Here is a 23,928-nt window from a genome sequence, read left to right as displayed (position 1 = left end):
CAAACTTTACTGCCCTACTGCATACGCTTAATCTCGCTAATCTATCGTCAGTCCTAAATAAAATAAGTACAAATATTATAACGTGCGACTAGTATAAATTTTTCTTGCTATGCCTACGCAGACAGAGGCTGCGCAAAATCTCTCCCAGTCGCACTGTATTTATTTTATAGTGGATCGAGTATAAAAATCGTCATGCTGACTTCGTAATGAGCGCTTTTCTGGGTTGTCTCTTAAGTCTTTAGCAAGCTAGTAAGTTGATAGACGAATCGGTATTAATCGACAGATGGATAGGGTCCCGTAATTATCTTTATAATCATCGATAAACTAAACCATTACTTGGGTGGACGGCTCGGCTCCATCTAGGCAAGGAAACCTGCATCCTAGCGTATTCAAGACCAAGCCATTAGATTTCAACTGAGACTATTATTATGGTAGATCAAGACTGAAAAATTTCGTATATGAAAATCTTAATTTCAATCATGAAACATAAGGAAAAACTAAGTGATTGATTTATATAAAAAAATACAATGGCATGTAATTTGCTTGATAGTAAACGATTAACAATAAATTCAATAAAAGGATAGTTATGGATAATCAGCGAATCCATCAAGTAATAGAATTGCTTGAAAACCAACTCAACTTAACCGTGACAGACCGCTTAAAAGTCATAAAAATGAGCGGCGGCGCTATCCAAGAAAACTGGTTGATTCAAGATGACAACTTTGCACTGGTTTTGCGAAAAAACTCAGAAGCCAGTGTTTCGGTCAGCTCTGGCCGTGAGCAAGAATATAAACTACTGTCACGGTTACACCAATTAGGTATTCAGGTTCCTAAACCAATCTACTTCGCACAGGCCCCCAATTTTTTGAATAGTGACTTTTTCATTATGCAGAAAATCAATGGGGTGGCTGAGGGCCATAAATTGGTTCGACTGGCTGATGCCAACACCCGAAAAAATATCACGCAAGATATTGGTAAGTCTTTGGCTTACATTCATCAAGTACCGTCTGATGATGAATTAACAGCATTTTTACCCAAGCCCAATAAAGATGAGTATCTTGCGGATAAAATTCGGTATTTTCGAGAACAGCTAGACTTGCTGCAAGCGTCTCGCCCTGTTTTAGAATATGCCATTAATTGGATTGCCGATAATTTGCCTCGCATTGATGAGCTGGTACTGGTACATGGAGATTTCCGTACCGGCAACATCATGATTGAAAACGACCATATTTCAGGCATTCTTGATTGGGAGTTCACCCAGTGGGGTGATCGCCGTGAAGACATTGGCTGGTTTACAGCCAAGTGCTGGCGTTTTGGTCAAGATAAAAATGTTGCTGGCGGCATCGGCTCTTATGAAGATTTTGCGCAAGCCTATACCGATGTCTGCGGTGTTGATATACCAGAATCTGACTTAAAGTTTTGGCATCTGTTGTCTCATGTCCGTTGGGCGATCATTGCCATACAACAGTCAAACCGTAATAATAATATGCAAACACCTTCTTTAGAATTGGCATTGACTGAGTTTATGGTGCCTGGCTTAGAGAAAAATATTTTAGATATTTTGGGAGACAATGCATGAAACAGCAAACGTTCATTGATTTAATTGAGACCAGTCAAGCCGTTATCAAAACGGAGCTGTTGCCGACAGCCAACAACAAATATGAATTATTGATGATTATGAAAAGCTTTGAGTTATTAAAAAGCTATATTTTGGAACAGGAAAACTATGCCTCAAACATTAATGAGATATTACAATCAGCATTTGATGCGCCAATAGCAGATAACCAAGAAGCCTTAGTACTATTGAGCCAAAATATTCGAGCAAGCAAGCAAGCCCCAAACATGCTTAATATTTTAGAATCACTCAATAACGAAGCGCTAAAAATCACCAACCCTAAGGTGGCGAAACATGGCTGATTTTTGGCTGCGTATTTTTTTGGTACGGCACGGGCATGTGGCTTATTTTGATGAAGAAAATAAACCGGTGAATCCAAAATATGCCTCATTATCGCCACAAGGTGTTGAACAAATTAGATTGCTGGCAGAAAGTATAAAAGACATCTCATTTGAAAATGTTTACTCATCTACCATGCCACGCTCTATACAAACAGCAGAAATATTAACCCAATATCAACCCTCAAAAGAAGTGATAGCGGTAGATACGATTAGAGAGATTAAATCGGGACGACTCAGAGATGTGCCAGCTGATAAGGCTCAAACAGAGTTAAAAGAAGCGTACCTACTACAAACTAATCAACTGCAGCATTTTTTACAAGGTGAAAATTGGGAGGCCTTCAGTCGTCGGGTGATTGAATGGTTTGAACAGGTTATCGTGTCTGATTCTAGTCGCCAAAATATTTTGATATCGTCTCACGATGTGGTTAACCGAATCATTATTAACTGGATGTTTGATAACCACTTAGCAGACATTTATACCCAAGAACAAGATTATGGATGTTTAAACATTTTAGACATACACGTCAAAAATAACCGCATTTTTCGTAAACGTATCAAACTCCAAAATTTTACTATTTATAATCCGTTTAAAACAGAGTTGTTTAATAGTGCCATGGACGATGTTTATAACATGTATGTCAATAACAATGGATTTAAGGAATAAAAACATGATTACATTATCAGACGATTTGTTAGCGTTACAACAACAGGTGAAAGATTTCATCGCCCAAGAGATCATTCCTTTTGAGCTAGACCTTCGTCAAGACAGCCACGGCCCAAGTTCCGAGCTACGTGCCGACATGATTAACCGTGCCAGAGCAGCAACATTGCTCACCCCGCACGCCAGCGTCGAGATGGGCGGTTTGGGTTGGTCACATATGCAAAAAGCTATTGCGTTTGAACAAGCGGGTTATTCTGCGTTAGGCCCTATCGCTATGAATATTCACGCCCCAGACGAAGGTAATATTCATCTATTAGACCTAGTGGCCAATGACGCGCAAAAAGAGCGTTGGTTACGCAAAATGGTGAGCGGCGAGATTCGTTCTTGTTTTGCCATGACAGAACCTAGCCCAGGTGCAGGGTCAGACCCTTCGATGTTGCAAACCACGGCTGTATTAGAAGGCGATGAATATGTCATCAATGGTCGTAAATGGCTTATTACAGGTGCTGATGGTGCCGCATTGGCTATTATTATGGCAAAAATGGAGGATGGTAGTGCGTCCATGTTTTTGACAGATACTGACGTACCAGGATTTATTTTAGAAAGAAATATGAATGCCATGGATTCTTGTTTTGCAGGTGGTCACGGTATCTTAGTATTTGACAACCTTCGAATTCCGAAAGAAAACGTATTGGGTGAAATCGGTAAAGGCTTTAAGTATGCTCAAGTTCGATTGGCCCCTGCTCGCCTCACCCATTGCATGCGTTGGTTAGGACAAGCACAGCGCGCGCACGACATTGCCACACAATATGCCAGAGAGCGTCAGTCTTTTGGTAAGAGGTTGGGCGACCATCAAGGCGTTGGTTTTATGCTAGCAGACAATGAAATGGATTTATTGAGCACCAGATTGGCGATTCATTACTGCGCACAAGTGTTAGATGCAGGGCAGCGAGGCAACTACGAATCAAGTTTGGTCAAAGTCATCAGCTCTGAGGGCATTTGGCGAGTCATTGATAGAAGCGTTCAGATTCTAGGGGGCCAAGCCATGACAGATGAATCAATTGTTTGCAAAATCTTTAAAGATGCTCGCGGATTTAGAATCTATGATGGAGCAAACGAAGTCCATAGAATGAGTGTCGCCAGAAAACTATTAGGCAAAGAAGAATAAGGAGAGGACAATGAGTTTATTTAATGTTAACAACAAAACTGTACTTATTACAGGTGCTTCTGGCGGCTTAGGAAAACATATTACTACTTTGTTTGCCCAAAAAGGTGCAGATGTTATTATCTGTGCCAGAAGTGCTGACAAATTGCAGCATCTCAAAGAAAGCCTTGAACAAAGTCATAATATTAAGGTTCATAGCTTTATCTTGGACGTCAATGACCGCCATGCATTCAAACAGATGCTAAGCACATTAGTAGACCAAAACATCAAAATAGATGTGTTGATTAATAACGCCGGAGTCAGTGATACCAAAAGCTTTTTAAAATATAATGATGCCGACTGGGATAAAATTGTAAACACTAATTTAAAAGCCCCGTGGCAGTGCTCGCAAGAAATTGCTCAACATATGATTGATTCAGATAACAAAGGATCTATCATTAATATCACGTCTATTTTATCCGAATCAGTCAATTTAGGCGTTAGCCCATACTGTGCCTCTAAAGCTGGTTTGCGTCATTTGACAGAAGTCATGGCGGTTGAGCTGGCTCGATTTGGTATCAACGTCAATGCCATTGCGCCAGGCTACATGATTACTGATATTAACGAAGAATACCTAACCGGTGACTTAGGGCAACAGCTACTAAAACGTATTCCAAGCCGTAAATTTGTTGATTTTGAAGATTTAGATGGTGCGCTATTACTGCTTGCATCACAAGCAGGTAAAGGAATCACTGGCGTAGAGATTAAGGTAGATGGTGGGCACAGCTGTGCCCCTATATAATATGATTTTTTAAGGATATAAAGAATGCCCCAAAATAAGCCCATTAATATTTTATTTACTTATATTCACACCCCAAATATTAATGGAATTCGTTCTTTGGTCGAACAAGCAATATTAGAGATTGATTCACAAGATATCGGCTTTGTTGAATGTCATATTTCTGATGTTGAAGCCGTAGCGCAACAACTGACCGTCAATGGTTGCCAAATTATTTTATGTACAGGCGCAACGGCTAGTTATCTACAAGAAATACTGAGTATCGAGATTCAGGTCATCAGAACAGGTATGTTTGATGTTATTCAAGCTATCTCTAATTTGAAGCAATACAAACGTATTGCTTTACTTGGAAAATCGACCACTACAATTAGTCTCGAAGATTATTCAGAAATTTTTTTACTAGATATTAAACAGTTCACCTATGATTCTTATTTCGACGCTAAAAGAACTATTCAACTAATCAAGAATGAAAAATTTGATGCTGTTATTGGCTCACCTATCTCTGTAGAGCTGGCAATTAATGAAGGTCTAGTCGGACAATTGACTATGACGGTTGTATCGCTTAAAGATTTACTTACAAATGCCTTAAGAAGCCTAGACAAGATAAGAAGAGAACAGTCTACAATTATTCGCCTTACTGAAATATTTAATCATTTGAACGAAGGTGTTTGTTTTATTACCAAGAATAAAAAAATCTCTTTTATAAATACATCTATGGCTGAGTTACTTAAAAAATCGCCTGCTGACGTATTAAATAAGTCATCTGCAGATATCTTTGGTAATTTAGACTTAGATATGGGCCGCCATAATCCACGTCAACTGCTTGATATTGGAAATGACCAATTGGCGGTTCATATTTTGGAGATGAACAATGACTATATTAATGGCTATATTTTAAGCGCCCAAGAACTCAATGCATTAGAATATTCTAGCAGCGAGTTTCGAAAAGTATCTTCTAGAAATTTTAATACCCGCTACCAATTTAACCAACTCTCTACTCGAAATGTTACCTTTAAAACCACTTTAACCTTAGCAAAAGCCTATGCCAAGACTGACAGTACCGTGCTAATCACAGGCGAGAGCGGAACAGGTAAAGAGGTTCTAGCACAAAGTATTCACAATTACAGCAAACGCAGCAAGGCACCATTTGTCGCTATCAACTGTGCCTCTTTCCCAGAAAGTTTATTAGAAAGTGAACTATTTGGTTATGAGGAAGGAGCCTTTACTGGTGCAAAGAAAAGCGGACGGATTGGGCTGATCGAATCTGCGCATAACGGCACGTTGTTTTTAGATGAAATTGGTGACATGCCTCTACATTTACAGACAAGGTTTTTAAGAGTACTACAGGAAAGACAAATCAATCGCTTAGGATCAACTGCTAGTCATCATCTTAATATTCGCATTATCGCCGCCACCCATGCTGATTTAGAATGTTTGGTAGCCAACGGTAATTTTAGAGCGGACTTATACTATCGACTAAATATCCTTCGATTATCAATACCACCTTTAAGAAACCGACCAGAAGACATATTGACGTTAGCAGACATCTTTCTAAAGAAGCATAAAAAATCGATTAAAGACTTGCCAGACACCCTACCACTATTATTGAAAAAATATAACTGGCCAGGGAATATTCGAGAGTTAGAAAACATTATAGAAAGGATACAGGTACTGTTTTATTTTGATGAAAGTAAAACCCAGCCGAATTTCTTATCTCTACATTTGCCAGAACTTTTTTCATCTACTCAAAAAGTAGACCATACTTCTGTGTTAAAAGAAGCCAAGATAAATCAAGAGTCGCTACTAATAGAGCAGACGCTCCAAGAGGTTGACGGCAATTTAGAATTGGCTGCCAAAAATTTAGGAATTAGCCGTACAACGCTATGGCGTAAAATGAAAGTAATGGATAGCTCCGTTTCATATTTGAAATAATTTTTCAAAACAGAAACTCATTAAAAAATTTAAGTTGTTGATATTTATAGTTAAAAAATTTGGCATTATATTTGCATCATCGTTATCAACCATCTTAATTAAGGACAAAGAGATGATCAATGGAATGATGATGCATTGTAATCTAAACATTACCTCTATCATGCAACACGCTTTGGCGCTTTATTCTGAGCAAAAAATCGTGACTCTCAAATCAGATGGTATAACGACCCACGAGTATACCTATGAAGATGCCTTTGCGCGTGTTGCGCAGTTTGCCAATAGCTTAGATCGTCTCCATGTCAGTAAAGGGGCTACGATAGGTATCATTGCATGGAACAACTATCAGCATTTTGAACTTCATTATGCTATCCCTTGTTCAGAGCGCATTTATCACACTATCAACCCCAAACTACCCCATGAGCAATTACTGCAAATTATCATATCTGCACAAAACGAAGTCATTATTGTTGAGCAAGATTGCTTACATATTATTGAAGATCTTTATGAACATATTCAGCCCTTTCTTAAATACCTAATTGTACTCGGTGATGTAGATACAACATTAGAATCGCCTCTTGAATTTATGTTCTATGAGGAACTTCTTGCAATAGAATCTACAGATTATGATTGGCCAGATATTCCGGAACAAACTGCAAGTGGTCTTTGCTATACATCAGGTACGACAGGTGCTCCAAAGGGTGTGTTGTATTCACACCGTAGTACAGTTTTGCACGCGTTAACTTTAAGTATGGCTAATGTAGTGGGGTTAGACGAAAACAGCTGCATTATGCCACTTGTGCCTTTATATCACATCAGTGCTTGGGGTATGCCTTTCAATGCCGTGCTATGTGGTTCAAAAATCGTATGGCCCCACTCATTTGCTGGAAAGATTGAAAAAGTCTATAACCTGATTCAAACCCAAGCAGTAGATGTTTCTATGGCGGTACCCACTATTTGGACAGCGCTCAAAAACCATCTTCAAGAAAATAACATCACTGAAACTACCTTAAAACGAGCGATCTCGGGTGGTTCTGCGGCCTCTTATTCTTTAATTGAAAGTCTAAGCCGTTATGGCATAGCGCTTGAAAATGCGTGGGGTATGACTGAAACCAGCTCTATGGGTGCTTGTAATCGAATAGACAATCTAAAAAGCCTACCGAAGACGCAAATTCTAAAATGCGGCAGACCTATCTTTGGTATGCAAATGAGGCTGAAAGGCAAAAACAATGAACTTCTTCCTCATAACGGTATATCTGAAGGCTTATTAGAAATTAGAGGACATAACGTTGCCAAAAGCTATCACAACAATAATAGTGGCAACCAAACGACTGATAATACAACTAATAACACAAAGGTTTGGTTTGATACGGGGGATATAGCAACGATTGATGTACGTGGCTACATGAATATTACTGATCGTGCAAAAGACATGATTAAGACTGGTGGCGAATGGGTCAGTAGTGTTGAAATTGAAAATGCCATGCTGGGTCATGAGAAAGTTGCTGAAGCTGCAGTCATTGCTGCTAATCACCCAAAATGGGGAGAAAGACCTCTTTTAATCTTAGTGACGAAGCCTACAACGCATATCGAACATGTAGAAATAGAAACGTATTTAGCCCATAAGTTACATAAGTGGTCAATCCCCTCTGCGACTATTTTAATCAATGAAATGCCTTATACAGGCACAGGAAAAATTAGTAAAAAAACTTTAAGGGAAAAATATTACGATTATTTTATGGAAGACTGACAAAAACAGTATATCAAAAGGAGTTTGATATAAATGTAAGACAACCGATCAAAGAGATGTTGAATAGAACACTCGGCTTATCATTTAAATAAGTTCAGCTCTTTATATCAAGGTCGCTATCAATACTACAAGGATGTTTGCTATGTTAGCTATGCTAACCAATGCCAGTGTAAAACTGGTCAATCGTTATTTACCATCGTCGTTCGTTTTCTCAATTATTCTCACCATTATCGCGTTTGCAGCCGGTCTTATCTTAACGGGTCAAGATATTTTATCTATGGCAGGCCATTGGGGCAATGGCCTATGGTCATTACATGGTTTTGCCATGCAAATGGCATTAATTTTAATAACAGGCTATGCCCTCGCCAATGCTCCCTTCATTCAGCGTTTTTTGGACGCTATGGCTGACAAAGTACATTCGCCAAAAGCAGCCATTATCATAGTAACTCTAGTAGCTATGGCAGGCGCTTTGATTAACTGGGGTTTTGGCTTGGTCATTAGTGCTGTCTTTGCCAGATCGCTTGCCAAAAAAGTAACGAAAGTTGATTATCCATTATTGGTTGCCGCTGCTTATTCTGGATTTTTGGTTTGGCATTCAGGTCTATCTGGATCAATCCCATTAGCATTGAGTAGTGGTGGCGATACGCTAAAACAACTCTCAGGAAACGTACTGACAGAAGCCATTCCTCTAACGCAAACCATATTCGCTCCTTATAATTTAGCTATCTTGGTCACTTTGATTGTCGTTATACCCGTACTTAATAGCTTTATGCATCCCAAAAATCCAACGCTAGTCGATCCAAGTATTCTTAAAAGTAAGGTTTATCAAGCACCCGAACATGATACACCAGCCCAAAAACTGGATGACAGTCGTCTTATTGCTTTTGTCTTACTAGCACTTGCACTCATGTATTATGTGAATGAATTTACTAATAATGGCTTTAGCTTAGGATTTAATATCGTAATTGGCCTATTTTTGTTTATGGGGCTACTAGCACATGGTACCCTTGAGCGCTACTACTTGGCCGTAAACTCAGGCATCAGTAGTATCACTGGAATTGTACTACTTTACCCCTTCTACGGTGGCATTATGGGAATCATGACAGGGGCAAATCTCAATGGCATCTCTATTAGTACCGAGGTTACTGAGTTTTTTATTAATAATGCCTCAGCAGACAGTTTTCCTGTGTTTGCATTCTTAAGCGCTGGTATTGTCAATATTTTCGTGCCTTCAGGTGGTGGACAATTCGCTGTTCAAGGACCTGTCATGATACCGGCTGGCACAGCACTTGGAGTTAGTCCTAGCGTGACGGCTATGGCAATTGCGTGGGGCGATGCTTGGACGAATATGATACAACCATTTTGGGCGTTACCATTATTAGGTATTGCAGGGCTTGACGCACGTGCCATTATGGGATACTGCTTAATTGTATTGGCGGTGTCAGGTTTAATCATTATGGGCGGGCTTTGGTTGCTGGTTTAACAAAAGACCCTAGTTAGCTCACGCTTAAAATGACTACTTAAAATACCACACCATAAAAAGACACCGCATTAAATGTGATGTCTTTTTTATTTGTCATAATTTACTTGCTCAGCTTATGAGTCAGAGACTTATCTCTTAGACCGTCCACATTTATTTAAATGATATACAAATAGAATTTTCATTCCTTAAAACTAGAGGAAACTTTAATTGTTAAAGGCGAACAGAGAATATAGTGCTTATCTACTAACGCCTCTGAAAGAATTAAGATAATTAGTCGTTGCGTGGTGGGCGCACCATCACAGATAGCAAAAAACCCTTGTATGCCACGCGCTACAAGGGTTTTTTGCTATCTAGCAGCAGCACTACACGGTTGTTAAATGTTCAAGAAAATCGCACTTTCTTGTTAAAACCTCTTCACGCCTTCAAGTCCAAGCCATAATGAAAAGAAAAGACTACCCGTTAGCTAAAGCCACATGAAACGTATTTCATCTTAGTTAATAAAGAGTAAGTTATAATTTTTCTTACCCTATCACCCTATTCTATCGTCAATAACTTTATCTATAGTCTTGATTGAAAATAACTGATAGCTCATCAGCAGCTTCTCGCATGAGAGGCACGTAGCTTAATAATTCTTCTAAAGTTTTTCTAACTGTCGGACCATGAGTGAACACGGTAGCAAATGCTTGCTGTTCATTGTTTGGAACCATTACAGCGCACGCTACCATACCTGGAATGAATTCTTCATTATCTATTCCAACTTGAGTATCACGTGTTTTTGCAATCGTTTGCATAAGCTGCTTTTTATTCGTTTGAGTATTGGTAGTGAGTGCGTGTATAGACATTTTCTCAATAATACGTTCACATTTTTCGTCCGATAGCTGTGTAAGGAGTAATTTGCCACTGGCACTTGCCCAAGCCGGTACATGAGTTCCCACTGGTAAATATATTTGAAGTGGCCAGTCGGACAATACTCGATCCACATAAACCACGTCTAGATCTTGCAAGATTGCAATACCTACGGTCTCCCCTATTTGCGCCGAAAGCTGCTGCAATATTGCCAACCTTTCTGTCTTAAAATGACTGTTCTGCCATAAGTCCATGGCCAGCTTATACGTCCGTTTCCCACACATTACTTTCCCTGGTAAATCTAATTGAACAAACCCAAGGCTCTGCAATTGATCTAATAATCGGTACATACTTGGTATAGGCACCTCTAGCGTTTCTGCTAGATCGCTAACACTCATCGGTCTTTGTGAGCTTGCTAAAACTTCTACTATCTGTAAAACGCGCTCAACGCTTGAACCCTTTTTTTTCGTATTACTCATCTCTTACCTTATATCTCTAGCTATGTAGCTGCGAATAAATTTATTCATTATAACGATAATATTTATGTCATTGCGTCTTGTTATTATAAAAACATTCTGATACATTTACATATCGATAAGATTTTTATCGTTATGAAAAATACCAATCAGACATAGTTAATATAGCGTAAGTAGTGCGTACTATAAATTTATTACCTATTTAGCTTCTATTTATAGTTATTAATACAAGGATGAGTAAATATGTCACACAGTATTCTTCTACCAAGAACAATGGAAATTGGCCGTGATGCTTGTCAAAATCTACCAGCAATATTAGATAGCTTAGGTATAAAAAATCCACTTATCATTACTGACGATATGATGGTCAAACTAGGCTATGTAGATAATGTGCAAGCAATTTTAAAAGATGTGAATATTACTGCTGATGTATTCTCAGATACCGTGCCAGAACCTACTGAAAGCTCTATCGAGGCAGGTGTTTCTCAGGTAAAAGCGAAAGACTATGATGGACTGATTGCCTTAGGCGGCGGCAGCCCTATCGATAGTGCAAAAGCCATTTCGATTCTAGGAAAATTTGGTGGGGTGATTCGCGATTATAAGTTTCCTCGTCAAGTGAATGAAGCAGGCTTACCTATTGTTGCCATACCTACTACGGCAGGCACAGGGTCAGAAGTCACACGCTTTACAATCATTACCGATGAAGCTAATAACGAAAAGCTGTTATGTGTTGGTATGGGGTTTATGCCCATAGCGGCAATTATTGATTACAGTCTGACTATCAGCGTACCACCTCGTACGACAGCGGACACAGGTATCGATGCCATGACTCATGCTATTGAAGCGTATATCAGTCCTAAACGTAATGCCTATAGCGATCAGCAAGCATTAGCAGCCCTACGTTTAATCGGGCCAAACATAAAAAAAGCCTATCATAATGGCAAAGATGAGACGGCACGTGAGGCAATGATGCTAGGTTCTACCTTAGCAGGTATTGCATTTTGCAACTCCTCAGTAGCCTTGGTGCATGGTATGAGCCGACCGATTGGTGCTTTTTTTCATGTACCTCATGGTTTATCAAATGCGATGTTGCTACCAACTATTACAGAGTTTGGCATATCGAGCGCGCCCGATCGTTATGCAGATTGCGCCCGTGCATTAGGCATTGCTAAGCATAGTGAAACGGATGATCAAGCTAATGTCAGTTTGGTTGACTACCTAAAAAGCCTAAATAATGAGCTTCAAGTCCCTACATTGGCACAATTTGGTGTTCAAAAAGCTGATTTTGATGAGCTAATAAACACTATGTGTGAACAAGCATTCGCATCAGGTTCGCCTAATAACAATCCTCGAATACCCAGCCTAGAAGAAATGATTCAGCTTTATACCTTGCTATGGAATGACAGTAACGCAGCTGACGATTCACCCAACTGAGACAGTCGTCATTTAATTTTAACCTACTTATAATTCAAACGTTTAAAGGAAACAATATCATGCAAACTATCGGACATTTTATTAATGGCAATATGGTTAATGATGAGAACCAAACTCAACCTATTTACAATCCCTCTACTGGTGAGGTTAGCAAGCAGGTAGCTTTAGGTGATGAAAAAACTATCGGTGAGGCAGTGGCTGCTGCTAAAGCTGCTTTTCCAGCGTGGAGCAAAACGCCACCATTAAAACGCGCTCGAGTCATGTTCAAATTCAAAGAGTTGTTAGAGCAAAATGCTGATGAAATATGCAGACTGGTCGGCGAGGAGCATGGAAAAATTATCCATGATGCAGCTGGCGAGTTACAACGTGGCATTGAAAATGTCGAATATGCTTGCGGAGCACCAGAGCTGCTAAAAGGTGAACATAGTCGCAATGTTGGTACCGATATAGATTCTTGGAGTGAGTTTCATCCATTAGGAGTAGTCGCTGGTATCACCCCATTTAACTTTCCTGTAATGGTGCCACTATGGATGTTTCCTATGGCCATCGTTTGTGGTAATACTTTCATCTTAAAACCCTCTGAACGTGACCCCAGTGCCACACTTTTTATTGCAAAGCTTTTGCAAGAAGCAGGATTACCTGATGGTGTCATCAATGTGGTGAACGGTGGTAAAGAGGCAGTCGACGCAATTTTACATCATCCAGATGTCAAAGCTGTTAGCTTCGTAGGCTCCACCCCTATTGCTGAATATATCTATACGACAGCCGCAGCACAAGGTAAGCGTTGCCAAGCTTTAGGTGGTGCAAAAAATCATGCGATTGTAATGCCAGATGCTGACTTAGACAATGTAGTCACTTCATTATTAGGCGCAGCTTTTGGCTCATCGGGTGAACGCTGTATGGCTTTATCTGTTGCAGTTGCAGTCGGTGATGATACTGCTGACAAAATGATTGCTGCATTGCAGCCTGCAATACGAGAGCTAAAACTTGGCGTTCACTCAGATAAGAGTAACGACTTTGGCCCTGTCATTACTCAAGCTCATAAATCTAAGATTTTAGATTATATTAAGAGTGCGGCTGATCAAGGTGCAGACTTAGTCATTGATGGCTCTAATGCTGCACCAGAAGGCCATGAAAAAGGGTTTTTCGTTGGTCCTACTTTGATTGATCGCGTCACTAAAGAGATGCACAGTTATGAAGCAGAAATCTTTGGTCCTGTCTTACAAGTTATGCGTGTGCAAACCATGAGCGAGGCCGTACAGCTTATAAATGATCATGAATATGGTAATGGCACCTGCATTTATACCCGAGATGGTGAAGCTGCTCGTCATTTTATTGATAATATCCAAGTAGGCATGGTTGGCGTAAATATTCCGTTACCAGTACCCGTAGCATCTCAAAGCTTTGGAGGTTGGAAACGTTCATTATTCGGTGACTTAGCTATGTATGGACCAGATGGCGTAAGATTTTTTACTCGACGTAAAACGATTACTCAACGTTGGCCTAGTGCAGTGCTACGAGAAGAAAAGCAGTTTTCTATGCCCACCTAACAATCAAATTTAAATAAGATTAATTGTTAATCCTATGTAAGCAATATCTTCTTTATTATATAGAGCAAGTAATTATTTAAGATATTGCTTATAGGTTTGGCTAACAGTTTTAGATGTGATCACTCTTTAAAAGACCTACCACGTAAACTATTGATATAGTTATTATTTTATGACGTTATAGATAGTTTACTGATAATGTAGGAATACAAATCCTTGCTAATATTTTTTTATATTGACTGGTCAGATAATTAAGTATACGATGAAAATATAGGCTATTCTGATACTGATAATTTGAGTAAAAAATAAGCTGTTTTTAAGTAATTATTGAGAGAGGTATATGCATGAAAAAGGACAATCTGCAGATATTAACTAATGAAGCTCACACTGTAGCTATAGTTGGCGCTAATCATCGCTTTGCAACACGTGTACTTTTAGAAAACTTAAGCCAGATGGGATTCAAAGGAAGCGTTTATCTGGTAAATCCAAGATATGAAGATATTGATGGGACAAAATGCTACCCAACTCTTTTAGATATTGGAGAGTCGATTGATGTGGTGATCGGACTTGTCAATCCGAAACTAATGATTCAAGTCGCTAGTAACGCTAGCCAAATAAATGCTAAAGCTCTGGTAATTCCTGGAGGTGGCTATGGGGAAAGCGGCTTAGAGGGGCAAAAAATACAGAAAGCTATTCTTGAACATGCTTCAAGTTCAGGCATGCGAATAGTTGGACCCAATTGTATGGGTTATTTTAACATGCATAATCAGTTCACCCCATACATTGGTACTTTACATAGACCGCTGCGTCCCATAAAAAAAGGCCCTGTTTCTATTATCTCTCAAAGCGGTTCAGTCAACGACGCCTTTATTGCCTCTAAACTTGGAATCAGCAAGATTTATTCAACAGGTAATGAAGCAGATGTTCAAATGCATGATTATTTGAGTTTACTAGCGGAAGATACTGACACCTCTGTCATTATTTTATATATAGAAGCGATACGCAATTACAAAGGTTTTTTAGAAGCATTAGATTTGTGTAGCGTCAACAAAAAGCCTGTTGTTGCGATTAAAGTTGGCAGAACCGTAAAATCAGCAGCGGCTGCTAATGCACACTCAGGAGCATTAGCTGGAGACTATGTGATTGAGAAACTTGTTCTCGAAGAACATGGTGTACTTTTTGTGGAAGATATTGATCAAGCAGTAGCAGTAGCGCAATTATTATCATATCCATACCTACCCACTCAAAACACAGTATCTGCAGTAACGGTATCAGGAGGACAAGCGGGAATACTGCTCGATTTGGCTGAAGACTATAGTGTTGACTTTCCTGATTTTTCAGATGCTACCAATCAAAAGCTAAAGAGTGAGTTTACTGAATTAGGTGAAATATCTAATCCCTTAGATATTTGGGATAAAAGTAGTAAAGATTTTTCTGAAGTATCCAATGTTTGTCTATCCACTTTAGTGAAGGATACTAATATTGGAATTGTGACAGTAGCAATAGATGCACCAATTGGCCAAGGCGATCATGAATTCGATTTCACCAGTACGCCTGCTAAAGATCTTGCTGCATTAAGAGAAAATTCTGACAAACCATTTTTATATTTTAGCCATATTCAAACAGAGTTTGATCCTAGAGTTCTGTCTATCTTAGAAGAGGCTGGCATTCCTGTCATACAAGGTAGTCGCAACGCACTAGTTGCTTGTCGAGCAATGTTTCAGTACAAAGAGTTTTTAGAAAAAACGAATCATACACCAATATATCCGGTAGAAGAGTCTGCAGCTCTTCAAGAGCTACATCTTCTTCATGATGATGAAGGGCGAGAATTATTAGAAAAAAATGGATTCTTATCTCCAAGAGAGAAAGTAGTGATGTCTCTTCAAGAAGGGATTGAATATGCAAATGAGATTGGGTATCCAATCGTTCTAAAAGCACAAGGATTGGCTCATAAAACCGATGTGGGAGGCGTTGCATTAAATATTAAAAATGACGCGAAATTAAAGAAAGCTTGGGCAAAAATGGAGCACCTTAACTCTCCGTTTTATCTGATTCAAGAGATGGTCACAGATGGTTTTGAAACCATTCTTGCTTACAGAACAGACGTAAACTATGGTCCAGTAGTTATATTTGGCTTAGGAGGTATTTATACCGAACTGTTCAATGAAGTTGTTTTAGCAGTGCCACCTATCTCCCATAAGAAAGCTGAGCAAATGATTCGAAGTATACCTATGCTTTGGAAAAGTGTACAAGGTTTTAGAGGTAGTACACCACTAGATTTAGAAGCACTCACTGGTTCTATTGTACAGATGGGTAAGACTGCGATGGAAAACTATGAGGAAATTGTCGAGTTTGAGATAAACCCTTTATCTGTACGCGTTAAAGGTGTTGTTGCCCTAGATGTACTTGCATCGGCAAAAAATATCAATGTTGAAAATGCATCTGTTAAAAAATATGCTGAGCTAGTGAACTAATTATTTATACACCGTCTATAGCCTGCTAATTAGTTCGTTTCACTGATAAAAGGTAAAAGACACATAGGATATTTAACTCTAAGGAAGGAGTATTAAATTGAAAGAGAATAAAATTGATTGGTTCATATTCGTATCCACATTTGTTTTGATTGTGGCTATCTGTCTTCCTTTGGTTCTATATCCAGAAAGAGGTAGTGAGATTGTCAGTCAAGCAAATGGATTTGTGACTTCAAACTTTGGAATGATGTTTTTGTGGGCTGGGACCGGAGGATTCGCCTTTTTAATCTATCTATTTTTTAGTAAACATGGAAAAATTAAATTCGGCACCAAAGATGAAAAGCCTGAGTTTTCAAACTTCAGTTGGGGTGCCATGGTTTTTTGTGCGGGTGTGGCTTCAGGATTGGTTTACTGGGGAACAATTGAGTGGGCTTATTATTATATGGCGCCACCTTACGGAATTGAACCAAAATCGATAGCAGCTGCTGAAATAGCGGCCGCATATGGTATTTTTCACTGGGGTCCCTCAGCTTGGGGATTCTTTGTCTTACCCGCTATACCTATTGCTTACTCCTATTATATTTTAAAAGTACCTATTTTGAGATTAAGTGAGATTTGCCGTATTGTGATAGGAAAACATGCAGACGGAGCACTAGGAAAAGCGATTGATGTTATATTTATGTTTGGGATCTTGGGAGCTGCAGGTACTTCCTTGGGACTTGGTACACCGCTAGTAGCAGCGGGACTAAGCAGCCTAACAGGAATAGAAGCTTCAATGTCAATGACCATATTTGTACTCGTACTATGTACCGCTTTATTTACATGGAGTGCCTACTCGGGCCTAAAACGCGGTCTAAAATTGTTAAGCGATTTAGCAATTATCTGCTCTATTATACTTTTGAGCTACATTTTATTGGTCGGGCCAAGCGAGTTTATTTTAAAAATGGGCACCAATAGTATTGGCATGTTATTCAGTAATTTCGTGCGCTGGAATACATATACAGACCCAGTAAGTGGTTCAGGATTTGTAGAAAGTTGGACTGTCTTCTACTGGGCATGGTGGATTGTTTATACGCCATTCATGGGCTTATTCATTGCTAAAATCTCTAGAGGAAGAACTATTAGGCAAGTAATTTTAGGAGGAGTAGCTTGGGGTACGTTAGGTTGCACCGCTTATTTTTCAATATTAGGAAATTATGCAATGCATTTGGAATTAACTAATGTATTGTCAGTTACTGGATTACTAGAAGAAGTCGGTGCCCCTGCAACCATTATTCAAGTCATTGGCACCCTTCCCTTTGGGACCTTAGTAGTCGCTGTATTTAGTTTCATCGCCTTAATATTCTTAGCCACTACCTTTGACTCAGCAGCTTACATGATGGCTTCAGCAACAACACCAAATATTGGTATTAATGAAGAGCCTGCTAAATGGAATAGACTATTTTGGGCATTAACCTTATTTATCTTGCCTGGCACTTTAATGGTCTTAGGTGGGGATTTGAAGACTTTACAAACAGCTTCAATATTGACAGCGATACCTTTTATATTCGTAATCCTATTACTGGTCATCTCATTAATGAAGATGTTAAAAACAGAAGCACATCTCGATCCTCAATGGCAAGAAGGGCCTATTGACTTAGCTAGTATGAGTTTGCACAAAGAAAAGCAAAAAACAGCTGTTGAGATTAAAGAAGAAGTATATGAGCTATAGCAATTAATACTACACTCAAGTTTTGAAAGGATGGAAAATATGCAAGAATATCAGACAGTTATATATGAAGTTACTAATAATATTGCTACGATTTCTCTCAATCGTCCCAAAAAATTAAATGCAGTAACAGAACAAATGACCGCAGATATATGGGAAGCATTGGATCAAGCTGAAAAGGACTCGAATGTAAGAGTAGTTATACTTACAGGATCTGGGGGGAATTTCTCTGCAGGTGCAGATTTAAAAGAGTCTATGGATCTGCCTTCCCCCATTGGCGATGAGCCATCAGAAGTATACCGTGCACAATTAGAAACCTTTTTACGGGTAGGATTAAAATTATGGGATCTAAAAAAACCCGTAATTGCAGCAGTGGATGGTTACGCTTATGGCGTAGCAGCAGATTGGGTGTTTTCTGCCGATCTTGCTATCGCATCTGATAAAGCAAGTATTGGGGAACCAGAGATCCGGTTTGGTGCTGCTCCAGCTACATTAATGATGCCGTGGATTGTAGGCTTGAGAAAAGCGAAAGAACTACTTTATACGGGTGATTCTGTTGATGCAGAAGAAGCTTATCGTCTAGGTATTTTTAATCGAGTGGTGCCACAAGAGCAATTGATGGAAGAAGCGATAAAGATGGCTGAAAAAATGGTCAGTGTGCCTGCTTCAGCACTTAAAATAACAAAGATGACAATCAATAAAACGTACGAGATGATGAACTTGAAACAGTCACTTGACTATAATATTGAAACGGCGATTTCTATGTTTTTCTTAAGTCAAGAACAAGAGTTCGCAGAGGCAGGACGAATCATTCGCGAAGAAGGATTAAGCGCTTTTTTAAAAGGGAAATAAGTATCTAACGACCAAAATATAATAATGGGTAGTTTTATATGTAAAAGATAACATGTAATAACTGTTATCTTTTACGTTTAGGTCGCATAACAATTGACCCCTATCGAACCATTTGGATAAACTTATAGGATAGTGATTAATTCACAAAATCTTAGTGGATTCTTTATGATTGAAATTTACATTGAGTAGAAAAAATTGTTAAAAAGGAAAAATTATATTTTCTAGGGAGTTTTATGGTTTAGATAAGTAATAATCGTCTCATAACAAGTTTCACGGTAATAAGCGTGCAGCGTTTCGTCATCGCGCATCAACCATTGTAAAAGACAACCATCAATCAAAGCACGAATCATATGGCTTCCAGATACCGTATCTACATCTTTAAAGATTCCTTCTGATTTTCCTTTTTCAATAATTTCACTACCTAAGAACCAACAATTCTTATAGAAGGTATTATTCACTTCACGAAAGCTCTCATTTTTTTTCGTTTGAGCCAAAAATTCGAGATAAACACTATAAAATATTTTGTTATCTTTAGGACTCTTGAATACAGTATCAACATACGCACGCATCATACCGATAGCCGTTGTTTCTTTTTGGATAGCGACATACTCATTTTGGAAAATGCGATCGGTCATCCATTCAAGTAAATGATAGAAGACATCTTCCTTGTTTTTGAAATAATAGCTGATAACACCTTTACTAAAGTCAGTGTAATCTGCAATATCTTGAAGCGTAACTTCGCTAAACCCTTTATCATTGATTGCTCTAAGTGTTGCACGTAACACCTGTTTTCTTCTTTCTTCTGCTCTCTTAGTCACTAAATCCACCTACCAGTTGTTCCACTCCAAAATATTGCTTAATAGCTGCTTACTATTTCTCACTGAAAGCAAGATAGTTAAGTAAAATGCTAAAAAGGTCCTCTTTGAACGGTCACTATGCTATCGAAACCATTCAATCCTTCTTAAAATCATAGCATTAAAACACGTTAATTAGTAATGAAAGATTGGATGGAAACCGACTAATACTATAGGGAAAGTATCTACTCCTTTCTTAAAAGTATGAAAATATCAGTAACTTCCATAGGTATTTCAGCTATTTCGTTGAGTTATCAATATCATCGTATCTTACACCATACATCTTAGCTAAATCAGCTACCACATGTTGAAAAACATCATTTCTGCAACTCGTATATCATGACAAACGAAAAAGTTATTCTATCCGGTCAGATTTTTATTGACGCTGAGAACTAAAGACATTACACTCATACTGTAAACAAATATTTTAATTACAATAATTAGAATATCTAATTTAGCTAAAGCTTTAATTTTATTAAGATACGATAATTTGAGTTATATTCACAATTAATACTTATTAATAGACACGCTATTAAAAATAATCTGAACGGAGTAGAAAGAGCAATGGAAACTAAAGAATTTTCTAACATAAATTTAAGTACAGAAAACAGAATTGGCTACATAACTATTGATAGCCCGCCTGCTAATACATTAAGTACTACAACAATCAGCGGATTATCTGAATGTTTTAACTATGTGGAAGCAGATCAAAGTATCAAGGTAATTGTTATAACCGGTAAAGGGAAAATGTTCGTTGCTGGGGCAGATATAAAAGAGTTTACTGACGCTTTTCATGATGAAGAAAAAGGAAAGAAGTTATCCCAAGATGCACAAGCCGTTATGAATACAATTGAGTCTTCTAAAAAACTCGTTATTGCATCAATTAATGGCGCTTGTTTAGGTGGAGGGTTAGAGCTTGCCATGAGCTGTCATTTACGGATTGCAGCCAATGAAGCTAAATTGGGTCAACCAGAGTTAAATTTAGGTTTGATACCTGGGTTCGGCGGGACTCAAAGACTTCCGCGTATAACAAATAAAGCAAAAGCATTAGAACTCATATTAACTGGACAGTTTTTAAGTGGAGAAGAGGCAGAAAAAATAGGTCTCGTTAATAAATCAGTGCCACTTACAGAATTAATGGATGAAACGAAAAAACTGGCTGAATCAATTGCTCTCAATAAAAGCTCAGAATCTATCAAAGCAACTATTACAGCTGTTAATGAAGGTATGGCAACAACCTTAGAAAAAGGTTTAGAAATAGAGTCAGAACAATGGGCTCAATTATTTAAGACAGAAAACATGATCGAAGGCGTTAATGCCTTTATGGAAAAACGCAAACCTACTTTTAAAGATTAACTTTCATAGCATAATACATGAGAACAGCATGAATATAGTCATATTTTTTATTAAACGACTATATTCATACTTATACTACCCTCTAATAATTTTATTAAATTTATTTTTTGGAACTTACTATCAAGCTGTTATTTATGATAGTTAACCGCAATCACTCATATTTTTATAAAAAATCCATAAACTTATATAATTTTAAATTACAAAATTTAGGAGTTCACATCAATGGTTGTTACGTCAGAAGTAAAAAACGGTATTGGCTGGCTAAAAATAAATCGACCTGAAGTCCTAAACGCTATTAATACTGAAGTAGTTGAACTGTTAACGAATGCTTTAGAAAAATGGGAAAAAGACTCTAACGTAGTGTTTGTTTGTTTGTACGGTGAGGGTCAAAAAGGATTTTGTGCAGGAGGAGACATGCGCAAATTCTATGATTTGGAAGCTGAAGATGTCATACCTTATGCAGAGAAGTTCTTTTCAACAGAATACCGCCTAGATGCACTTATACATAACTATTCAAAACCTATTTTGGCCTATATGAATGGCATTGTTATGGGAGGTGGAGTCGGACTTTCCGTCGGAGCATCTCACCGAATCGTAACAGAAAAAACAAAATGGGCGATGCCTGAAATGAACATTGGATTTTTTCCAGATGTTGGAGCAAGCTTTTTTCTCAATCAACTACCGGGATATATAGGTCGTTATCTTGCATTGACCGCAAAGGTTATAAAAGCAAATGATGCTATCTATATTGGTACAGCTGATTACTATATAGAAAGCAGTGAGTGGGAAACTATGCAAGAAAAATTACTAACTAAGGATTGGTCATCTGCATCAATTCTTAAAGATCTAGGGGAATTACTTACCGCAACCGGTAAAAGTGCATTAGATATTTCAGAACTGAAGGTACATCAAGAATTAATAAACCAACATTTTCAATATGATACAGTAGAAGAAATAGTAGCGTCTTTACGAAGTGAGTCAATTAATGGTGATGAGTGGGTCACACAAGAATTAAATAACATTCTTTCAAAGTCGCCTACCTCATTAAAAGTTACATTGCAGCAATTAATAAATGGAAAAGATAAATCGCTTAAGGAATGCCTTGAGATGGAAAAGGACATGGCCATTCACTTCATGGATACAGCTGACTTTTATGAAGGTATTCGTGCCGTTTTAGTTGATAAAGACGGTTCTCCAAAATGGGCTCCGAGCGAACTAGAAGATCTAACTGAGTCGGATATTGAGCACTATTTTTCAACACCTGTCAAAACACTATAAATCTAAAATAAAAACAGATACTTGAGTATAAACTACCAAAATTTTCTCTAGGTTATTCAATTTTTTTATGCGATGAGTGCTTTCAAATCTTTAAAAAAATTAGGAGGTATTAGGGTGTGTTATATACTCATAACTCTGTTTGAACTGCCCCGTTTTATCGGAGGTTGACTTGCTTGAGTCAGCCAGCCAAAACTGATATTTTAAAATTATCATCATTTCGTTTTTCATATTCAAAATGATAAAACATAACCAACCGCACTATTTAAACGGATCTTATTAAACCAAATTAAACGGATCTTATTAAACCAAAGAACCTTTAACCTCCAACTCTGTCATTCTCTCCGCGTAGTGAATAGATAAGTATTGAACTCCTTTATCATTTATCATTTCGATTACTCTCATTTTTGAACTTATTACATTCAACCGAGGCTTGTTGAATTACATCTAACACCATTAAGTTTTGGTACATATAAAGCTGAGTCTATTGCGGACTTAGCTACCCATTCAGATGGTGCTAGGTATATTGATTTATGAATATTTATCCGATAGGATTTTGACGTATTAAATTAGATTTTTTACAGTGACTAACTGGTCAATAATATATGCATAAAATTGGATTTAATTGTGAGTGAATTTTTCTCACCAACATTTATATTAACTATGTAATAATATGGCAACAAATATTGACGATAGTCGTAGTTACTGTAACCAAAAGAGTCAGTTCGTCTTAGGTAACTATCTTATGCCAGTGGGTTCTAGATTGCCAAAAAGACGTGATTTCTGCTATCTAGCTCGGCAAGCACATCGTATTCAACTGATTACGGTGCATTCCATTACTGAAACCCTAAAAGATCTAAACCTTTGGAGATTTACCATGCAATTTAAAAAACACCTAATGACCGCTACGCTACTTACTGTTGGTGGTTTTACCGCTATGTCTAGTGCGAATGCTGCTGGTACAGCTAGTGACACATTTGATGTAACTATGACAGTTGAATCTAACTGTAAAGTAGTAGCAGGCAGTGATATTAGCCTAGGAACTGTTGATGCAGGCGTAACTCCAGCAATTGGAACTAGTACACTTAATGTAGCCTGCTCCACAGGTACGCCTTATACTATTTCGATGTTACCAAGCGCTGTAAACTCTGCTGGTCTTGGCACAATGAAAGGGACGGAGCTAAACGAAGATACTATTGAGTATCAAATGACTTCTGACTCAGCAGGCCTCACTCCTTGGACTGATGGTAGTCAGGGTGGAACAGGAACAGGTATGGGAACTAATATACCACATGAAGTATATGCAAACGTCACAGCTACCAACCTCAACGTTGTTAAACCAGACACTTATACAGAAACCATTACCGTTTCTGTAGCCTACTAATAT

Annotated in this window: 18 protein-coding genes; 16 read left to right on the top strand and 2 right to left on the bottom strand. The window is 38.2% G+C overall.

Annotated elements, in window-relative coordinates:
* Positions 1-586 precede the first annotated feature (586 nt).
* The 8 genes from AAEY87_RS06075 (at position 587) to AAEY87_RS06040 (ending at position 9,722) form a co-directional block, all read left to right on the top strand.
* The gene (locus AAEY87_RS06075; RefSeq protein ID WP_350656372.1) at positions 587-1,579 is read left to right on the top strand and encodes a phosphotransferase family protein; all 993 of its coding nucleotides are present in this window, start codon (positions 587-589) and stop codon (positions 1,577-1,579) included.
* Complete coding sequence (locus tag AAEY87_RS06070) at positions 1,576-1,917, top strand: hypothetical protein (protein ID WP_350656371.1); 342 nt, start codon at positions 1,576-1,578, stop codon at positions 1,915-1,917. The genes AAEY87_RS06075 and AAEY87_RS06070 overlap by 4 nt, the downstream gene beginning before the upstream one ends.
* Positions 1,910-2,620, top strand: coding sequence for a histidine phosphatase family protein (locus tag AAEY87_RS06065; RefSeq protein WP_350656370.1), 711 nt, complete (start codon positions 1,910-1,912; stop codon positions 2,618-2,620). The genes AAEY87_RS06070 and AAEY87_RS06065 overlap by 8 nt, the downstream gene beginning before the upstream one ends.
* 4 nt (positions 2,621-2,624) lie before the next feature.
* Positions 2,625-3,785, top strand: coding sequence for an acyl-CoA dehydrogenase family protein (locus AAEY87_RS06060; protein WP_350656368.1), 1,161 nt, complete (start codon positions 2,625-2,627; stop codon positions 3,783-3,785).
* Positions 3,786-3,795: 10 nt separating this feature from the next.
* Entirely contained in the window at positions 3,796-4,563 is a 768-nt protein-coding gene (locus AAEY87_RS06055) for an SDR family NAD(P)-dependent oxidoreductase (RefSeq protein ID WP_350656367.1), read from the top strand.
* Positions 4,564-4,587: 24 nt separating this feature from the next.
* Positions 4,588-6,492, top strand: coding sequence for a sigma 54-interacting transcriptional regulator (locus tag AAEY87_RS06050; RefSeq protein ID WP_350656366.1), 1,905 nt, complete (start codon positions 4,588-4,590; stop codon positions 6,490-6,492).
* 112 nt (positions 6,493-6,604) lie between these two features.
* Positions 6,605-8,239 (top strand): AMP-binding protein, encoded by a 1,635-nt coding sequence (locus AAEY87_RS06045; RefSeq protein WP_350656365.1) that lies wholly within the window; start codon positions 6,605-6,607, stop codon positions 8,237-8,239.
* A 142-nt stretch (positions 8,240-8,381) separates the two neighbouring features.
* A complete protein-coding gene (locus AAEY87_RS06040; protein WP_350656364.1) occupies positions 8,382-9,722 on the top strand; it encodes a short-chain fatty acid transporter in 1,341 nt (446 codons plus the stop codon).
* 554 nt (positions 9,723-10,276) lie between these two features.
* On the opposite strand, the gene AAEY87_RS06035 is transcribed toward AAEY87_RS06040, so the two are convergent.
* Positions 10,277-11,047, bottom strand: coding sequence for an IclR family transcriptional regulator (locus tag AAEY87_RS06035; RefSeq protein WP_350656363.1), 771 nt, complete (start codon positions 11,045-11,047; stop codon positions 10,277-10,279).
* Positions 11,048-11,287: 240 nt separating this feature from the next.
* Here AAEY87_RS06035 and AAEY87_RS06030 point away from each other — a divergent pair, with 240 nt between their 5' ends.
* The 5 genes from AAEY87_RS06030 to AAEY87_RS06010 all read left to right on the top strand — a co-directional run bounded on the left by AAEY87_RS06030 (position 11,288) and on the right by AAEY87_RS06010 (position 19,056).
* A complete protein-coding gene (locus AAEY87_RS06030; protein WP_350656362.1) occupies positions 11,288-12,478 on the top strand; it encodes an iron-containing alcohol dehydrogenase in 1,191 nt (396 codons plus the stop codon).
* 59 nt (positions 12,479-12,537) lie between these two features.
* Positions 12,538-14,028 (top strand): CoA-acylating methylmalonate-semialdehyde dehydrogenase, encoded by a 1,491-nt coding sequence (locus AAEY87_RS06025; RefSeq protein WP_350656361.1) that lies wholly within the window; start codon positions 12,538-12,540, stop codon positions 14,026-14,028.
* A gap of 341 nt (positions 14,029-14,369) precedes the next feature.
* Complete coding sequence (locus tag AAEY87_RS06020; RefSeq protein ID WP_350656360.1) at positions 14,370-16,499, top strand: acetate--CoA ligase family protein; 2,130 nt, start codon at positions 14,370-14,372, stop codon at positions 16,497-16,499.
* 97 nt (positions 16,500-16,596) lie between these two features.
* Positions 16,597-18,207: a BCCT family transporter gene (locus tag AAEY87_RS06015; RefSeq protein WP_068327719.1), complete on the top strand. Its 1,611-nt coding sequence runs from the start codon at positions 16,597-16,599 to the stop codon at positions 18,205-18,207.
* Between the two features lie 39 nt (positions 18,208-18,246).
* Positions 18,247-19,056: an enoyl-CoA hydratase/isomerase family protein gene (locus tag AAEY87_RS06010; protein WP_350656359.1), complete on the top strand. Its 810-nt coding sequence runs from the start codon at positions 18,247-18,249 to the stop codon at positions 19,054-19,056.
* A 221-nt stretch (positions 19,057-19,277) separates the two neighbouring features.
* Here AAEY87_RS06010 and AAEY87_RS06005 read toward each other — a convergent pair whose 3' ends face one another.
* On the bottom strand, positions 19,278-19,874 hold the full coding sequence (locus AAEY87_RS06005; protein WP_350656358.1) for a TetR/AcrR family transcriptional regulator: 597 nt from the start codon (positions 19,872-19,874) through the stop codon (positions 19,278-19,280).
* A gap of 600 nt (positions 19,875-20,474) precedes the next feature.
* Between AAEY87_RS06005 and AAEY87_RS06000 the strand changes: the two genes are divergently transcribed.
* From AAEY87_RS06000 to AAEY87_RS05990, 3 genes are all read left to right on the top strand, one after another.
* Positions 20,475-21,266 (top strand): enoyl-CoA hydratase-related protein, encoded by a 792-nt coding sequence (locus AAEY87_RS06000; RefSeq protein ID WP_350656357.1) that lies wholly within the window; start codon positions 20,475-20,477, stop codon positions 21,264-21,266.
* A 222-nt stretch (positions 21,267-21,488) separates the two neighbouring features.
* A complete protein-coding gene (locus tag AAEY87_RS05995; protein ID WP_350656356.1) occupies positions 21,489-22,544 on the top strand; it encodes an enoyl-CoA hydratase/isomerase family protein in 1,056 nt (351 codons plus the stop codon).
* Between the two features lie 670 nt (positions 22,545-23,214).
* Positions 23,215-23,925, top strand: coding sequence for a Csu type fimbrial protein (locus tag AAEY87_RS05990; protein ID WP_350656355.1), 711 nt, complete (start codon positions 23,215-23,217; stop codon positions 23,923-23,925).
* Positions 23,926-23,928: the final 3 nt, after the last annotated feature.

The sequence above is a fragment of the Psychrobacter sp. S1-30-MNA-CIBAN-0213 genome (genome assembly GCF_040309845.1).
GTDB lineage: Bacteria > Pseudomonadota > Gammaproteobacteria > Pseudomonadales > Moraxellaceae > Psychrobacter.
Note: the sequence above shows the minus strand (reverse complement) of the source record. Positions and strands in the feature narration are given on the sequence as shown.

Excerpts from the sequence above, each read along its gene's own strand:
- AAEY87_RS06055 (WP_350656367.1), top strand. The coding sequence starts at position 3,796 with ATGAGTTTATTTAATGTTAACAACAAAACTGTACTTATTACAGGTGCT.
- AAEY87_RS06030 (WP_350656362.1), top strand. The coding sequence starts at position 11,288 with ATGTCACACAGTATTCTTCTACCAAGAACAATGGAAATTGGCCGTGAT.
- AAEY87_RS06050 (WP_350656366.1), top strand. The coding sequence starts at position 4,588 with ATGCCCCAAAATAAGCCCATTAATATTTTATTTACTTATATTCACACC.
- AAEY87_RS06045 (WP_350656365.1), top strand. The coding sequence starts at position 6,605 with ATGATCAATGGAATGATGATGCATTGTAATCTAAACATTACCTCTATC.
- AAEY87_RS06060 (WP_350656368.1), top strand. The coding sequence starts at position 2,625 with ATGATTACATTATCAGACGATTTGTTAGCGTTACAACAACAGGTGAAA.
- AAEY87_RS06075 (WP_350656372.1), top strand. The coding sequence starts at position 587 with ATGGATAATCAGCGAATCCATCAAGTAATAGAATTGCTTGAAAACCAA.
- AAEY87_RS06040 (WP_350656364.1), top strand. The coding sequence starts at position 8,382 with ATGTTAGCTATGCTAACCAATGCCAGTGTAAAACTGGTCAATCGTTAT.
- AAEY87_RS05995 (WP_350656356.1), top strand. The coding sequence starts at position 21,489 with ATGGTTGTTACGTCAGAAGTAAAAAACGGTATTGGCTGGCTAAAAATA.
- AAEY87_RS05990 (WP_350656355.1), top strand. The coding sequence starts at position 23,215 with ATGGCAACAAATATTGACGATAGTCGTAGTTACTGTAACCAAAAGAGT.
- AAEY87_RS06070 (WP_350656371.1), top strand. The coding sequence starts at position 1,576 with ATGAAACAGCAAACGTTCATTGATTTAATTGAGACCAGTCAAGCCGTT.
- AAEY87_RS06035 (WP_350656363.1), bottom strand. The coding sequence starts at position 11,047 with ATGAGTAATACGAAAAAAAAGGGTTCAAGCGTTGAGCGCGTTTTACAG.
- AAEY87_RS06010 (WP_350656359.1), top strand. The coding sequence starts at position 18,247 with ATGCAAGAATATCAGACAGTTATATATGAAGTTACTAATAATATTGCT.
- AAEY87_RS06025 (WP_350656361.1), top strand. The coding sequence starts at position 12,538 with ATGCAAACTATCGGACATTTTATTAATGGCAATATGGTTAATGATGAG.
- AAEY87_RS06020 (WP_350656360.1), top strand. The coding sequence starts at position 14,370 with ATGAAAAAGGACAATCTGCAGATATTAACTAATGAAGCTCACACTGTA.
- AAEY87_RS06000 (WP_350656357.1), top strand. The coding sequence starts at position 20,475 with ATGGAAACTAAAGAATTTTCTAACATAAATTTAAGTACAGAAAACAGA.
- AAEY87_RS06065 (WP_350656370.1), top strand. The coding sequence starts at position 1,910 with ATGGCTGATTTTTGGCTGCGTATTTTTTTGGTACGGCACGGGCATGTG.